Genomic DNA, 15,318 nt, shown 5'->3' on the forward strand with positions numbered 1-15,318 from the left:
AATATATGGGTAAATGATAATATAAGCATAGCGCCATATGGACATATAAAGAGTGGATATGTGAGGAATTATTCATCAAGAGAAAAAGGAAGAGCCGGAGCAAATATAGAGATATATGATGACAGCTATTTAAGAATTGAAGGAAAACTCGGAGCCGGCATAAATTATGCGATAAACAGATTGAACTCTTATGCCAGAATATCTGTAGGATATGTAATGGCAGGAGACAGAGCTGAATACTCTGGAGAATTTTTAGACAGCGGCGAAAAAATGGAAATATGGGGAACGGAAAGCGGGAAAATATCTGGGGGAATTGGCTTTGGTATAGAATATAAAATAACAAATCAGTGGAGTATATATGCAAATATAACAGGAAATACTTTTCAAAAGGGAAAAGAATATTATGGGAACATAGGAATAAATTACAGTTTTTAATTATAATATTAGCGCAAATAAATGAATTAAAAAAATAAGCAGTTTGTATGAAAAAGAGCCTGACATAAATTTATGTCAGGCTCTTAAATTATAAAAGTTATAAAAATTACCACTTTATATTACTTATTCTTTTGACAGCCTCTTTAATTCTCGAAACTCCTACGGTCAATGCAAATCTTATGTACCCTTCGCCGCTTTTTCCCATCCCGTTTCCGGGAGTGCATACGATTGCAGCCTCTTCAAGAAGTTTTGAAACTGTTTGGGCTGAAGTATAGCCTTTTGGCGTTTTTGCCCATACGTAAAAAGTGGCCTTCGGTTCAATTACTTCCCAGCCTATATCTCTCAACCCACCGACCAAAGTGTCTTTTCTTTCTTTATAGACTTTTCTATTTTCTTTAACACATTCCTGCGAAGAAGTCAAAGCACTAATGGCGGCTTCCTGAATTACCTGAAAAGCGCCCGAGTCATAATTATCTTTTACTGTTGCGATTCCTTTTACTATATCCTTATTTCCGCACAACCAGCCTATACGCCAGCCCGTCATATTGTACGTTTTTGACAAAGAGTGAAATTCCACACCCACATCTTTTGCTCCAGGATACTCCAGAAAGCTTTTCGGCTTATCATTTTCATCATAAAAAATTTCAGAATAAGCAGCATCTGCTGCAACTATTATGTCGTTCTTTTTTGCAAAATCTATAAGTTTGACGTAAAATTCATCAGAGGCCATAGCCGATGTCGGATTGTTCGGATAGTTGACAAATATTATTTTCGCTTTTTTTACCACATCTTTTTCAATCGCGTCCAAATCAGGCATAAAACCGTTTCTTTCAAGGAGCGGCATAAAGTAAGGAACGCCGTCCGTAAAAATCGTCCCTGTAGTGTAAACAGGATATCCAGGCTCTGGGATAAGAACTACATCTCCGGGATTTATAAAACCAAGAGGCAAATGACCTATGCCTTCTTTTGAACCTATTAACGCGCATATTTCGGCTGCGAAATCTAAGTCCACGTTAAATCTTTTTTTATACCACAAAGCCACCGCTTTTCTGTAAGAAACCATTCCCGCACCGAAAGGATATTGGTGATTAGCAGGTTTTGTCATTGCCTGCTGTCCTGCTTCTATTATGTGTTTGGGAGTCGGCATGTCAGGATCCCCAACGCCTAACGATATGATGTCGGCTCCTCTTTCCATGGCTTCTTTTTTCTTCTTATCTATTTCGACAAAAAGATACGGCGGAAGTTTTTTCAATTTTTCATTGTAACGTATTTCCATTTAATGCTCCCGTATTTAAATTTATGAATATAATTCCTTTTAAAAAAAATTAAAGCGAGCAAGTCTAAAATTTTCTCATTTTAAATCAAAAAACTTTATCGGTGTAAAGACTACACAATATATATTGTCAGTTATTTTAATCCTAGAACGTCCTGCATATCGTACAGACCCGGGTCTTTTCCTATAATCCATTTTGCCGCCCTTATAGCGCCCGCTCCAAAATTGTTTCTTGACTGAGCTCTGTGAACCAATTCCAATCTTTCGCCTATTCCTGCAAAATAAACTGTATGTTCTCCCACTATGTCACCGCCTCTGACGGAAAAAACACCTATTTCGTCTTTTTTTCTTTCACCAAGCACTGTTTTTCTGCCGTATATGCCGACTTCATTAATATTGCTGCCTATGGCATTCGCAGCAATCTCAGACAGCATAGTCGCGGTGCCAGAAGGGGAGTCCTTTTTTTTATTGTGATGCAGTTCAACCATTTCAATATCATAATCTGGAACCAATTTTGCTACATATTCCACAAGTTTAAACAAAATATTGACTCCGACGGACATATTAGGCGATAAAACTATCGGTATTTCTTTGGAAACTTTGACAATTTTTTCTTTTTGTTCTGCAATAAATCCCGTTGTGCCTATCACTGCTGGAATTTTATACTTTTTTGCAAGTTCCAAATTTTTTAAAGCATTATCAGGATTAGTAAAATCAATCAACACTTCCGTATCAGCCAAAACTGTTTCAATAGAAGATGCCGGAATAATCGCTGGTGTCCCCGCTCCTATTGCCGGACTTGAGTCATATTCAACGCCCGCACAAATCTGAACCGCTTCATCAAACTTCGCTATGCCCAATATCGATTGTCCCATTCTTCCAGCCGCACCACATACAGTAATTTTCATTGCAACCTCCTACAGTTTACTTCAAAAGCCCGAAATCTTTCATAGCTTTCTCTAATTTAATTTTATTTGACGCTTCCATCTCGCACATCGGAAGTCTTAATTCAGGAGAACATATTCCCAATAAAGCAGCGGCTGTTTTTATGGGTATAGGGTTTGTTTCAATAAAAATGGCTTTTACTAAAGCAAGCAGAGAGTAATGAATTTTGACGGCCTCTTTAATATTGCCGTGTTCGAAAGCTTTTACCAAAGAAACAACTTCTGCCGGAACTATGTTTGACAAAACCGAAATAATTCCACAGCCGCCTATTGAAAACAAAGGAAGAGTAAGAGCATCGTCGCCGGAAATCAAATCAATTTTCGGGACAAGCGCTTTTATAGCGCTCATCTGGTCAAGTGAACCTGAAGCTTCTTTTACGCCGACAATATTTTTACAATCTTTAAAAAGTTTCGCTATGGTCGCAGGTTCGATATTAACCGAAGTTCTTCCTGCTATATTATATAACACTATTGGAATGTTTACCGCATCCGCCACGGCCTTATAATGCAGATATAATCCTTTTTGCGTAGGCTTATTATAATATGGAGAAACCATTAAAGCACCATCGCAGCCGACCTTTTTTGCAAATTTTGTAAAATGTATGGCTTCGTCTGTAGAGTTTGAGCCTGTACCGGCAAGAACTTTCATTTTACCTTCGGACTGTTTTACACAAAATTCAATTACAGCTTCATGTTCTTCATAAGACAAAGTAGGCGATTCGCCCGTAGTTCCGCACGGAACAATACCATCAATTCCGTTTTTGCACTGATTTTCTATTAACTTACCAAACGCTTCAAAATCGACTTCACCATCTTTAAACGGCGTAATTAATGCAGTATATACTCCAGAAAACATAAACCCTCCGGGATCATCTATCTTAAATTTTTACAACGCCTTCAAAAGCTGTTATGGCAGGTCCTTCAAGAATAACACCAGTTATTTTACCCGAATCATTTTTATAAGAAACCGAAAGTCTGTCTCCACCTCTGGCTATAATATTTACCGGAGATTTGGCAAACCCTTTAAGCCCTGCTATTATAGCCGAAGCTATAATTCCCGTACCGCAAGCCAAAGTTTCGTCTTCAACGCCCCTTTCATAAGTGCGCACAAGAATAGTGTTATCTTTATCTTGTGTGGCTTTGACAAAATTTACATTCGTTCCGTCCGGAGCAAAAAGAGCGTGATATCTTACCGCTCTGCCGTATTTTACAATTTCGACCTTTTCAATATCATCGACAAAAATAATGACATGCGGAACTCCGGTATTTATAAAGTCCACTTTAAAAGTCACATCTTCGACATCAACTTTTATATCGGTTTTTAAATCCTTCGGCTCATACAGATCAAGCTTGACTTTGTCATCTTTTAATATCTCGGCAGTTATTATTCCGGCATCCGTTTCAAAAACCATAGTTTCTTTTGCCGCGCCGATGTCATAAGCAAATTTTGATATGGATCTTCCTCCGTTACCACACATTGAAGCGTGAGAACCATCAGAATTAAAATATTTCATTTTGAAATCGTATTTGCCGCTTTTTTCTATCAAAATGAGTCCATCCGCTCCTATAGAATATTTTCTATCGCACAACTTTCTGGCAAGGCATGGATAATCTTCGGCGGAAATAATATTTTTCCTGTTATCTATCAAAACAAAATCATTTCCCGCAGCCGTAAGTTTTGAGAAATTTATTTGCACTTTGGCTCCCTGAAGTTTGGAAAACTTAAATGGTATATTAGATAACCGCAGTTAATGATGCCAAACTTCTTATTTTCTGTTATATTTCATTTAAAATCAAATCTTTATATGTTGCTCTTTTTCTTATAAGTACGGCTTTTTTACCATCTACCATAATTTCCGCAAGCAAAGGCCTTGAATTATATTCCGATGACATCGACGCACCATAAGCACCAGCACATTTTACTAAAATGAGTTCTCCCTGTCGCAAAATAGGAAGCATTCTATCTTTGCCCATAAAATCTCCACTTTCACATATCGGGCCGACAACATTGGTTTTAATTTTTTTGGCACTTGTCTTTTTTAGCGGAATAATTTCATGATATGCCTCATAAAGCGTCGGCCTTATCAAATCGTTCATACCAGCATCCGTTATAAGAAAACTTTTGTCTCCAGAAATCTTTCTGTAAATAATTTTAGCTAAAAGATGTCCCGCATTTCCGATAATAAAACGGCCGGGCTCAAAAATAAATTTTGTGTTTTTATCAAATATTTTAAAAAGCTCGTCGGTCAGCAGCTTTGGATTCAAGGCTTTATCCTGTGATGAATATTTGATGCCGATACCCCCGCCGCAATTTATATATTCCAGAACTATGCCCGCCTTTTTAAGTTTATCAGTAAGGTTTTTTATTTTTTTTGCCGCCAATATAAAAGGTGCAATATCTAAAATCTGTGAACCTATGTGGGTGTGCACGCCGACAGCCTGTATATTGTCCATCTTAGAAGCTATAAGATAGGCTTCAAAAGCTTCTTCATAAGGAATGCCGAATTTTGTTCCTTTTTTACCGGTTACTATATATGAATGGGTATCTGGATCCACATTTGGATTTACCCTGAAAGCGATTTTTGCTTTCATTTTAAGTTTTTTGGCAATTTTGTCTATGGCTTCAAGCTCCTCGTAAGATTCTACGTTAAACATTAATATTTTGCTTTTCAAGGCATATTCTATCTCTTCGGCTGTCTTGCCGACTCCGGCGTAAACTATTTTTGAAGGATTAAATCCGGCGTTAATGCATCTGAAAATTTCACCACCAGAAGTAGTGTCTGCGCCAGCCCCTTGATCTGCAAGAATTTTCAAAATACGGCCGTTCGAATTTGTTTTACAGGCAAAACAAATAAGACTTTCTCTATTGTTTAAAGCCTTCCGATAATACCGAAAATTGTCTATTATTTGATTTTTGGAATAAACATAAGCGGCGGTCCCGTACTTTTTCGCTATAGATGACAAAGGTGTTTGTTCTATATAAAGTTCATTTTTTACAAATTTAATCATTTTGCTTTTCCTTTTATGTTAATTATTTCTTTATTAATTTATAATGATACAAAATAGAGTTATCTGCTGTCAAAATATGTTGCGGACAATTTTTATTTATCGCTTTTTGTTAAAAAATCCAGCATGCGCTGCGACTGCTGTTTTAAAAAAGGTCTTTTTGATTTTAAAACGGCATTTGAAGCATATCTTCTGGCTTCATATAATCTGCCTTTTTTATACGCTATTGACGCAAACATCATATCAACTACAGCCGTGTACGAATTTATAAGGTTTGCTTTTTTGAGCATTTCTTCCGCTTTATCCATATCGCCGTTATCGAGATATATGGCGGCAAGATTAACACAAGCGGCAAAGTTATTAGGATCAGCTTCTACAGCGGAAAAAAACTGTTCTTTGGCTTTTGGGACATTTCCCGTTTCTGCATACAAAAGTCCGGATAAAAGATAAAGGTCGGAATCAGCGTGTTCTTCTATAAAATCGTCCACCAGCATTATCGCTTTTTTATAATTGTTTAAATTTTTATAGCATTCTGAAAAATTCGCGATTATCTCTTTATCATAATAAGAAGGCGAAACACTTTCATAATATTTTAACGCCGTCGAGTATTTTTTTTGCCAGAAATAAATATCGCCGAGCTTTCTTTTCGCATAATCGGAATTTTTATCTAAATCAAGAATATCCTTAAAACACTGTTCAGCCAACCCGTAAAGATTGCTCTGAAGAAGAATGTCTCCTATTTTGCATCTTATGTTATTATTTTTTTTATATAAAGACAAAGCACTTGAATAATATTCGATGCTTTCATTATAAGATTTTTGCGCTGCTTCAATGTCTCCGAGTTTTACAAAATATTCGGCCTTCTTTTTTTTCGAAGGTTTCATCTCGATAAGAACCAAATATATATCGACCGCCATCCTATACGCTTTATTTGAAAAAAACATTTCAGCATATTCTTCATAAAGCGCTATTATATCTTTTTTTTTGCGCGCTTCATCAATTTTTAAAGACAGTTCGTTCATTTTATACACTATCTCTTCTTCGCTCATTCCCGTTTCGGAAATGCTTGCGCAATAAGAATAAGAAAAAAATATGAATATAAAAAATATTGACACGGCTGTTTTATTCAATCAAATACACCTCTTGCGTTTTATTTATAATCGTCATTTTTATATCTTTTAAAGACTCTCTTGCCGCGGCAAAACCTTTGTCTATGCTCTGATAAGCATGACCTAAGTCCGTAGCCAACATTTCTCCAACGTCGGGTCGGATTATGGCATCCGACAATGAAAGATTTTCTCTATCCAAAGTTCTTCCCTGAATGTAAATGGCCTGCATAAGAGTGGTAAAAACATTTGTTGTGGTATTTTTCGTTATGTCCGCAGATACAGGAACGGCGATAATAACATCCGGATCAAAAAGCTTTGCAACACCCACAGGAACATTGTCCACAAGTCCTCCATCAACCAAATACCTCTGTTTGTATTCTACAGGCTTAAAAAACCCGGGCAAAGTTGAACTTGCCCTGGCTGCAAAAGCGACGCTGCCGTTTTTTAAAAGCACTCTTTCTCCGGTATGTAAATCAGTAGATACGCAGACGAGAGGGATTTTAAGCTGTTCGAAACGCAAATCACCGATATTTTCTTTCAGAAAATTTTCTATCTGTGCGTTTGAAAGAAGTTCTTCCGAAAGAAGCATCGATATTATTGATGTAGCACTAAAATTCGATACGGATTTCCAGCTTATGTCTTTTGCCAGCTCTTCCACTTTGTCCATAGAAATTCCAGCGCAGTAAAAAGCTCCTATTATGGAACCTACGCTTGTGCCAACAACCAAATCTACAGGTATCTTTTCCTCTTCAAAAACCCTGAACACTCCTATATGTGAAAAGCCTCTTGCTCCACCGCCGCCTAAAACTAAAGCAGTTTTAGGCCTTTGGCCGGTTTGGAGTTTTTTTACTTTGTTCCACAGCATGTTAACCATAAAATCTTCTTCGTTAAATTCAAAAACGGAAGAAGCAAAACAGTGTGAAAATAAAAAAAACGATAAAAAAATTAAAAGTATTTTTTTCATTGCAAATAATACCTAAAAGGAATCAAGCTGAATGCCTATGGCAAGTTCTAAAGCATAATAACTGCTGTTGAGGTTGTAAATTATGTCAAGTTCGTTTTCGTCGTAGTCGGGTTTTGTCGCGTCTTTCTCGGACATTTCGGCTTTAAAATATTGTTCTTTCCAAAATTCATATTCCATAAACGCCTTATGCGTCTGAAGTTTTATCTGTTCTTCAATTTTAGATCTCTTAAGAGTAGTCCCTCTTGCGTTGATTTTACCCTGCCTGACTCTCGAAAAACTTCCGCCTCCATCAAAAATTGGGAGATTTGCGTTTATCGAAACATACCAACTGCTCTCATCGCCTATGACTCTGTCGCCCAGCCACTCCTGTCCAACTCCAACCGAAATCATCGGGAACCTCTGCATAGATAATAAATTTACCATCAGTCCGTCTATGGACTCCTGTGCCTGCGTAGTTTGCATTTCCGGCCTGAACTGATACGCCCACAACATGCATTGATTCAAATCGAATTTTTTGATTTTAGCGGCAAAAACTCCTTCGATTTTCACCGTAACGTCAAGTTCAAGCCCGATGGCGTACAAAAGATTTAAAATTTCTTTCTCATAATTCAATTTCATAATATCAACTTTTTTTTGAATTCCATAAGTTTCGGCCGCAGATTTATTTTTCAAATTTTCAAGCTGTTTTAAAAGCAATGCGTATTTTTCTCTGTACATAAGACAAGTGTTAAAAACGGTTTTAACTTTATTAATTACATTATTCTTTACGGCGTTTGCTTCATTTTTAACTTTATTCATATTCATTTCGGCAAGTTTGTTTGTAGTCTTGATTCTGCCGCCGGCATAAATACTTTGCAATACAGATAAACGCGTGGAAAAATAAATATCTTTGTTTTCTCCTGGCAGATATACTGGAACAGGGGACAATTGTCCCGCCAAGATAAGCGGTTCCATATTATTGAAGCGCGAAGCATTCAAATTCAAATCTATTTTAGGAAAATACAAAGACTGCGATTCTTTTATGCGCTGCTGAGCGAAATCTATGTTTTGAGAATGGATCAATATATCGTGATTTATATTGACAGCAGTTTGCACGCTTGACTCTTCGGTCAATATCTTTTCATAACCGATGGAATAAGCAAGCTGCGAAATAAAACATACTGCAAGTAAAATAAAAGCCTTTTTCATTTTTCCTTCTTAAGAAGATTTTTCATTGATTTTATCTGTCTTTCTACGGATTTTCTCGAAGTCGCACCGTAAGAAGTTTTCATTTCAACAATATTCTTAAAATCTATATATTTATAAATGTCCATCTTAAATGCCGGATAACGTTTGGGATAAAATTTATTGTACTCGTGGAGTGTCAGTTCGTTTAGAGTTTTCGAATTTTTAATACAATACGAAACTATCTCTTTTACCACGCCGTGCGCTTCCCTGAATGGAACGCCTCTTCTGGCGAGATAATCGGCGATCTCCGTAGCTGCAATAAAACCTTTTTCCATACTTTTTAAAGTGTTTTCTTTAACGAATTTCATTCCAGAAACCATTTCACAGGCGACTTTCATGCACATTTTTATATTGTCACAGACATCAAAAACCGAAGGCTTGTCTTCTTGCAAATCTCTGTTATACGTCAAAGGAAGAGCTTTGATAATCGTAAGCAAAGCCATCAGAGCACCGAAAATTCTTCCCGATTTGCCTCTTATGACTTCTGCACAGTCCGGATTTCTTTTCTGCGGCATTATTGAAGAACCTGAAGTAAATTTATCGGCTATTTTAATGTAAGCAAATTCTGGATTCATCCACAAAATTATCTCTTCGCAAAACCGCGTAAGATGAACGGCCAGCATCGAAACACAAAATACGAATTCGACTGCGAAATCTCTGTCGCTCACTCCATCAAGAGAATTTTCACATACACCGCCAAATCCCAACAGTTTCGCCGTAAAATGTCTGTCTATTTTAAACGACGTTCCGGCAAGAGCCGCACTTCCTAAAGGGGAGATATTTATTCTTTTGCGGCAATCATAAAATCTTTCTTTATCTCTTTGCACCATATATGCATAAGCCATAAGATGATGAGCCGCCGATATCGGCTGTGCAGGCTGCAAATGCGTAAAGCCAGGCATTAGCACATCAATATTTTCCTGTGCTTTTTTCACAATAATTCTTTGAAACTCTTCTATGAGATTAATACAGCTATCCGTTTCTTTTCTTAAATAAATCCTTAAATCCGCAGCGGCTTGATCGTTGCGACTTCTGGCCGTATGCATTTTTCCGCCGACAAGACCTATCCGCCTGATAAGCTCTTTTTCTACAGCAAAATGAATATCTTCCTCTTTCGGCAGCTGCCGACCTTTTTGCAAATCTCTCAAAATAGACTGCAATCCAGAAATGATTCGTTTTCCTTCCGAAGATTTAATTATTTTAGTTTTGACGAGCATTTGTACATGAGCAATAGACCCCATTATATCGGCTTCGGCAAGCCTGCCGTCAAAAGAAAAAGAGCCGATAAATTGTTCAAAATTGAGTTTGTTCATTAATGACCTCTATAAATAAGATTTTATAATTTATATATTGTTTTGTAAAATAGCCATAATACAAAATGGCGCCGGTTTAATTTCTTTTAAAGCGGCGCCGTAATGCTTTACCATATTTTTAAGGTTTTATTTCTTTCTCATTAAAGCCTGAACTTTTATCGGCAAGCCGAATAAATTGATAAATCCTTCGGCGTCTTTTTGATTATAAATTTCGTCTTTTTCAAAAGTGGCAAGCTCTTCCCAGTACAGAGAATATTTTGCCTGTCTTGAAACTGGAATTATATTGCCTTTGTAAAGTTTCAATTTTATTTCTCCAGTAACATATTTTTGAGTGCTGTCGATAAAAGCGTCCAGAGCTTCTCTTAAAGGAGAAAACCACAATCCGTAATAAGTAAGTTCGGCCCATTTATGCGCAAGTTCCTGTTTAAAATGAAAAGTATCTCTGTCTAAAGCTAATTCTTCAAGTTCTCTGTGAGCGGCATATAAAAGCTTTGCAGCAGGAGATTCATAAACTCCCCTTGATTTCATGCCGACAAGCCTGTTTTCAACCATATCGGTTCTTCCTATGCCATTTGCTCCGGCGATTTTATTCAAATAAGAGACCAATTCGACAGGCTCGGTTTTTTTGCCATTTATGGTAACAGGAATACCTTTTTCAAATCCTATTTTTATATATGTCGGCTTATTTGGGGCTTTCTGCGGAGAAACAGTCATCTTAAACATAGATTCATCATACTCGTTTTTCATATCTTCCATCACTCCGCCCTCATAAGAAATATGCCACAGATTGGCATCGGAAGAATAAGGTTTTGCTTTTGTCACGGTAATCGGAATGCCTCTTTTTTTAGCGTAATTCATCGCGTCTTGCCTTGAACGTATATTCCATTCTCTCCACGGCGCTATAATTTTCACGTTCGGTATCAAAGCTTTAAATGTAAGTTCGAATCTTACTTGATCGTTTCCTTTGCCCGTTGCTCCGTGACATACAGCGTCGGCCTTTTCTTTTTTTACGATCTCTGCGATTTTTTTCGCGATGACTGGTCTGGCCAGAGAAGTTCCGAGATAATATTTATTTTCATACAAAGCGTCGGCCTTTACGGCTTTGTAAATGTAACCCGTTACGAACTCTTTTTTCGCATCAATTATATAAGATTTTGATGCGCCTGTTCTTCTGGCTTTTTCATTCAATCCTTTCAGCTCTTTGCCCTGACCCACATCCACACAGCACGCTATGACTTCGCATTTGTAATTTTCTTTTATCCACGACAGAATAATGGACGTGTCAAGCCCGCCGGAATAAGCCACCACTACTTTTTTGATGTCTGCCATTTTAGCGCTTCCTCCAAAATTTTTATTGCCAAATCTATATTTTTTTTTGTTATCGTAAGCGGCGGCAAAAACCTTAAAACCGTATCGTGTGTACAGTTGATTATAAGTCCTTTTTTAAGGCAGTAAGAAACTATTTCTTTTCCCGGAACTCCGAGTTCTATCCCCATCATAAGTCCCATTCCCCTTATTTCTTTGATAAGCAGATATTTTTTACCGAGTGCTTCAAATCTGAGATTCAAATATTTTGACAAATCCACCACTTTTTTTAAAAAACCGACGTTTATTATTTTCAAAGCCGCCAATGCCGCGGCGCAGGAAACAGGATTTCCTCCAAAAGTCGAACCGTGGTCGCCGTACGTAAACGCTTCGGCGCACTTTTTTCCGGCGATAGCCGCTCCGAGCGGAAGCCCATTCGCCATGGATTTCGCCAATGTCACTATATCCGGCTTTATACCATAATTTTCAAAAGCGTAAAACTTTCCGCTGCGTCCCATGCCGCATTGTATTTCGTCAAAAATCAATAACAGATTATTTTTATCGCAAAGAAGTCGAAGCTCTTTTATAAATTTTTTATCAGCTGTAAAAAGACCGCCTTCGCCCTGCACAAGTTCAATTATTACGGCAACGGTTTTTTTGTTTATAAGTCTTTTTACGGAATCTATATTATTGTATTGCGCAAAAACAAATTTTTCCTGAAGAGGCTTTAAATATTCATGAAATTGCATCTGTCCAGTGGCCGCCATCGTAGCCATAGTCCTTCCATGGAAAGAATTTTCAAAAGAAATTATTTCATAACGTCCACCGCTATTATAGCCAAACTTTCGGGCAAGTTTTATCGCACATTCATTTGCTTCCGCCCCGGAATTTGCAAGAAAAACTTTTCCTGCGGAAAAAGTCCTTTTCACAAGCTCTTCTCCAAGTTCAATCTGCGTGCTTGAATAATAGAGATTTGAAACATGCGCATACGAATCAAGCTGTTTTTTTATCGATTTAATCACGCTCTCATTACAATGTCCTAAATTGCAAACGCTTATTCCGGAAAAGAAATCCAGATATTTTTTTCCTTTATCGTCCCATATAAATGAGCCTTTGGCCTTTTTTACAACCAGATTGTTTCGTTTGTATGTGTGCATTAAATATTTATTTTCTTTTTGTATTATGTTCATTTCAGCCTTCTTTTATTTTTTTATAACTGTTCCGTAAATATTCTTTATGCCTTTCGATCCTTCGGCAATCCAGACTTCTTTAACGCCTTTTCGCACAGAATTGTCGCAGCCTTTTATTTTTGGTATCATTCCGCCGTTTACGGTTCCATTCTTAATTAAAGGAGCAATATCTTTTATTTTTATTTCTTTTATGGTCTTTTTATTCTTATCCAAAACTCCCGCTGCATCGGTTAAGAACACAAGCTTATCTGCTTTAAAAGCTATGGCTATAGCGGTTGCCAGAGTATCGGCATTGACGTTCATCGCGTTTGCTCTGCTGTCGGATGCTATTGAAGCTATTACGGGAAGAAATCCTGCCTTTATAAGCGTTTCTATAAGCTTTTTATTGACTTTTATCGGCTCTCCGACAAAACCTAATTTTTTTATCCGTCTGCATACAACGCTGTTACCGTCTTTTGCAGAAAAACCTACAGCAGCAACTTTATTTTTTATAAGTCCGCTCGTTAAAACTCTGTTTACTTTCCCGCACAGTGCCATTTCGACGACTTCAAGAGCTGATGCGTCGGTAAATCTGAAACCGTTCACAAATTTGCTTGTTATCGAAAATTTCTCCAAAAGCAAATTTATTTCGGGTCCGCCTCCGTGTACGAGTATTATATTTTGCCTTTGCGAAATTTCGGCCAGCTCTTTTAAAAACTTTCTCTGTACAGATGGATTTTTAGTTAAACTTCCTCCGAATTTCACCACAGTTAATTTTTTCATTTTTTTCCTTCTCACTGTTAAACCCTTTCGGCCAAACAGACAGAATTTTTACATTTCAATTTGAAACCACAGTTTCCACATTTTGACGTATTCGGACTAAAATCGTCATCCATTATTTTTTCGGCAGTTTCCAAAGCCAAATTTATGCCATTTTCTATTTCTTCGTGCGAACGTTTCGTATAAATCTTTATGTTATCGGACAAAAAATATGCCGATATTTTATCAGGCATAAAACCGAACACATTTTTGCAAGCATAGACATAAAAAGTAAGCTGCAAATCGCTGTCCACTCTTTGCTGGTCCCATGCTTTAAGATGCGTTTTGTAATCCATTATCTCTTTAGTTCCATCGGAATACTCATCTATCCTGTCAATAATTCCTATAAATCTATATTTTCCGATGTTTGCATCAAAAGATTTTTCCGTATATAAAATTTTTATGTCCAAAACTGAAAAAGATTTAAAATAATTTTCAAGCATCAAGGTTCCGCGCCTATAATATTCAAAATTCTGCTGCGCAGTTGCAAAACCTTTATTTTCCCACGATTCGTCATAACATTCCATCAGACCCGACAAATCCTTTCCGCCGCGGCTGTGATATTTTTCAAGGGTTTTATGTATTATCTGCCCGAAAGTTATATCGGCATTCAGTGGAATATATTGATTATCTATATAAATGAGTTTATATTTATACGGACAAAACAAATACGTATTTATCCTAGAATAACTTATTTTAAAATCCGCCCTGTCAAACCCGTATTTCATTTTCAGGCCTATAAAAAGAAACTACTGTATCCCCGTATTTTTCTGTTCTAAATAAATCAAGCCCAGCGACGTTCCCCACTGACTCTTTAATATGTTTTTGTGTTATGATAATGGAATCCTTTTTTAAAATATCATATTTTACCGCATTTTTAAGAGTCGGATACGTAAGGGTAAGCGCTTTTTTGTCTCCATCTTTATACGGAGGTCCCATAAAAACTATATCGTATTTGCCGGCAATAAGTTCAAACTGTTTAATTACATTGCATCTTACTATTGCAGCTCTGTCATTATATCCACACATATTCACATTGTTTTTTATAAGTTTTAAAGATGCTTCGCTTATTTCGGCAAAAACACATTTTTTGGCCCCTCTGGAAAGAGCTTCTATTCCAACCGAACCAACGCCGGCAAACAAATCCAAAAAATCACAGTCTGGAAGTCTAAACTGAATGATATCAAAAACAGATTTTTTCATTCTTCCAAGCATCGGACGGATAGACAAATCGTCCTGTGGCAAGGTTTTCAGTATTCTCCCGCGGGCATCTCCTGCGATAATTTTTAAAGTCACTTATTATTCTCCGAAAACCTGCACGAATACTTTTCTGCTTCGGGGTCTGTTATCAAAATCGACTAAGATTATCTGCTGCCATGTTCCCAGCAGCAAAGATTTTGACGCTATGGGAATAGTTTTTGATGTACCTACAAGCGATGAGCGTAAGTGGGAAAAGCCGTTGCCGTCATGCCATTTTTCGTCATGGCCGTAAACGCCTTTTTCTGGAGCAATGATTTCAAGCGCTTTGCGAAAATCCGATATTAATCCAGTCTCAAATTCAAGAGTAGTTACCGCCGAAGTGGAGCTTGACACGCTTATTGTAACCAAACCATTTTGTACCCCTGAACGCGAAACAATCCTTTTAACATCATCAGTAATATCAGAAATATCCGTATATCCTTTAGTTTCACGGCTGATATATTCAGAGTAAATCATAATCTTTCCTCATAAAAATTCTTTGAAAAGGCAAGAAA

General features: G+C 37.2%; 16 protein-coding genes. 1 reads left to right on the plus strand and 15 read right to left on the minus strand.

The window, feature by feature from the left end; all coding sequences use genetic code 11:
- The coding region (locus LBD46_06185) for an autotransporter outer membrane beta-barrel domain-containing protein (GenBank protein ID MDR2426745.1) at positions 1 to 435 on the plus strand (435 nt) is incomplete at its 5' end.
- Positions 436 to 541: 106 nt separating this feature from the next.
- Here LBD46_06185 and LBD46_06190 read toward each other — a convergent pair.
- The 15 genes from LBD46_06190 to LBD46_06260 form a co-directional block, all read right to left on the minus strand.
- A complete protein-coding gene (locus tag LBD46_06190) occupies positions 542 to 1,711 on the minus strand; it encodes an LL-diaminopimelate aminotransferase (GenBank protein ID MDR2426746.1) in 1,170 nt (389 codons plus the stop codon).
- Positions 1,712 to 1,842: 131 nt separating this feature from the next.
- The gene (gene dapB / locus LBD46_06195; GenBank protein ID MDR2426747.1) at positions 1,843 to 2,616 is read right to left on the minus strand and encodes a 4-hydroxy-tetrahydrodipicolinate reductase; all 774 of its coding nucleotides are present in this window, start codon (positions 2,614 to 2,616) and stop codon (positions 1,843 to 1,845) included.
- 16 nt (positions 2,617 to 2,632) lie between these two features.
- Positions 2,633 to 3,508 (minus strand): 4-hydroxy-tetrahydrodipicolinate synthase, encoded by an 876-nt coding sequence (dapA, locus tag LBD46_06200; protein MDR2426748.1) that lies wholly within the window; start codon positions 3,506 to 3,508, stop codon positions 2,633 to 2,635.
- Between the two features lie 22 nt (positions 3,509 to 3,530).
- A complete protein-coding gene (gene dapF / locus LBD46_06205; GenBank protein MDR2426749.1) occupies positions 3,531 to 4,349 on the minus strand; it encodes a diaminopimelate epimerase in 819 nt (272 codons plus the stop codon).
- A gap of 79 nt (positions 4,350 to 4,428) precedes the next feature.
- Complete coding sequence (gene lysA, locus LBD46_06210) at positions 4,429 to 5,661, minus strand: diaminopimelate decarboxylase (protein MDR2426750.1); 1,233 nt, start codon at positions 5,659 to 5,661, stop codon at positions 4,429 to 4,431.
- A gap of 92 nt (positions 5,662 to 5,753) precedes the next feature.
- Entirely contained in the window at positions 5,754 to 6,707 is a 954-nt protein-coding gene (locus LBD46_06215; protein ID MDR2426751.1) for a tetratricopeptide repeat protein, read from the minus strand.
- Between the two features lie 73 nt (positions 6,708 to 6,780).
- Complete coding sequence (locus tag LBD46_06220) at positions 6,781 to 7,731, minus strand: patatin-like phospholipase family protein (GenBank protein MDR2426752.1); 951 nt, start codon at positions 7,729 to 7,731, stop codon at positions 6,781 to 6,783.
- A gap of 12 nt (positions 7,732 to 7,743) precedes the next feature.
- A complete protein-coding gene (locus LBD46_06225; protein ID MDR2426753.1) occupies positions 7,744 to 8,919 on the minus strand; it encodes a TolC family protein in 1,176 nt (391 codons plus the stop codon).
- A complete protein-coding gene (argH, locus tag LBD46_06230; protein ID MDR2426754.1) occupies positions 8,916 to 10,271 on the minus strand; it encodes an argininosuccinate lyase in 1,356 nt (451 codons plus the stop codon). Before argH ends, LBD46_06225 begins: the two co-directional genes overlap by 4 nt.
- Positions 10,272 to 10,397: 126 nt before the next feature.
- A complete protein-coding gene (locus LBD46_06235) occupies positions 10,398 to 11,600 on the minus strand; it encodes an argininosuccinate synthase (protein ID MDR2426755.1) in 1,203 nt (400 codons plus the stop codon).
- Entirely contained in the window at positions 11,579 to 12,766 is a 1,188-nt protein-coding gene (locus LBD46_06240) for an aspartate aminotransferase family protein (GenBank protein ID MDR2426756.1), read from the minus strand. Before LBD46_06240 ends, LBD46_06235 begins: the two co-directional genes overlap by 22 nt.
- 12 nt (positions 12,767 to 12,778) lie before the next feature.
- Entirely contained in the window at positions 12,779 to 13,528 is a 750-nt protein-coding gene (gene argB / locus LBD46_06245) for an acetylglutamate kinase (GenBank protein ID MDR2426757.1), read from the minus strand.
- Positions 13,529 to 13,545: 17 nt separating this feature from the next.
- Entirely contained in the window at positions 13,546 to 14,292 is a 747-nt protein-coding gene (locus tag LBD46_06250; GenBank protein ID MDR2426758.1) for a PD-(D/E)XK nuclease family protein, read from the minus strand.
- Positions 14,276 to 14,860, minus strand: coding sequence for an RsmD family RNA methyltransferase (locus LBD46_06255; GenBank protein ID MDR2426759.1), 585 nt, complete (start codon positions 14,858 to 14,860; stop codon positions 14,276 to 14,278). The genes LBD46_06250 and LBD46_06255 overlap by 17 nt, the downstream gene beginning before the upstream one ends.
- 3 nt (positions 14,861 to 14,863) lie before the next feature.
- Positions 14,864 to 15,280: a secondary thiamine-phosphate synthase enzyme YjbQ gene (locus tag LBD46_06260; protein ID MDR2426760.1), complete on the minus strand. Its 417-nt coding sequence runs from the start codon at positions 15,278 to 15,280 to the stop codon at positions 14,864 to 14,866.
- Positions 15,281 to 15,318 lie beyond the last annotated feature (38 nt).

The sequence above is a fragment of the Candidatus Endomicrobium procryptotermitis genome (assembly GCA_031279415.1).
Taxonomy (GTDB): domain Bacteria; phylum Elusimicrobiota; class Endomicrobiia; order Endomicrobiales; family Endomicrobiaceae; genus Endomicrobium_B; species Endomicrobium_B procryptotermitis.

Bases quoted from the DNA above. Each gene is read 5' to 3' on its own strand.
- LBD46_06225 (MDR2426753.1), bottom strand. From the start codon at position 8,919: ATGAAAAAGGCTTTTATTTTACTTGCAGTATGTTTTATTTCGCAGCTT.
- LBD46_06220 (MDR2426752.1), bottom strand. From the start codon at position 7,731: ATGAAAAAAATACTTTTAATTTTTTTATCGTTTTTTTTATTTTCACAC.
- LBD46_06240 (MDR2426756.1), bottom strand. From the start codon at position 12,766: ATGAACATAATACAAAAAGAAAATAAATATTTAATGCACACATACAAA.
- dapB (MDR2426747.1), bottom strand. From the start codon at position 2,616: ATGAAAATTACTGTATGTGGTGCGGCTGGAAGAATGGGACAATCGATA.
- LBD46_06215 (MDR2426751.1), bottom strand. From the start codon at position 6,707: ATGAGCGAAGAAGAGATAGTGTATAAAATGAACGAACTGTCTTTAAAA.
- dapA (MDR2426748.1), bottom strand. From the start codon at position 3,508: ATGTTTTCTGGAGTATATACTGCATTAATTACGCCGTTTAAAGATGGT.
- LBD46_06250 (MDR2426758.1), bottom strand. From the start codon at position 14,292: ATGAAATACGGGTTTGACAGGGCGGATTTTAAAATAAGTTATTCTAGG.
- lysA (MDR2426750.1), bottom strand. From the start codon at position 5,661: ATGATTAAATTTGTAAAAAATGAACTTTATATAGAACAAACACCTTTG.
- argH (MDR2426754.1), bottom strand. From the start codon at position 10,271: ATGAACAAACTCAATTTTGAACAATTTATCGGCTCTTTTTCTTTTGAC.
- argB (MDR2426757.1), bottom strand. From the start codon at position 13,528: ATGAAAAAATTAACTGTGGTGAAATTCGGAGGAAGTTTAACTAAAAAT.
- LBD46_06235 (MDR2426755.1), bottom strand. From the start codon at position 11,600: ATGGCAGACATCAAAAAAGTAGTGGTGGCTTATTCCGGCGGGCTTGAC.
- LBD46_06190 (MDR2426746.1), bottom strand. From the start codon at position 1,711: ATGGAAATACGTTACAATGAAAAATTGAAAAAACTTCCGCCGTATCTT.
- LBD46_06260 (MDR2426760.1), bottom strand. From the start codon at position 15,280: ATGATTTACTCTGAATATATCAGCCGTGAAACTAAAGGATATACGGAT.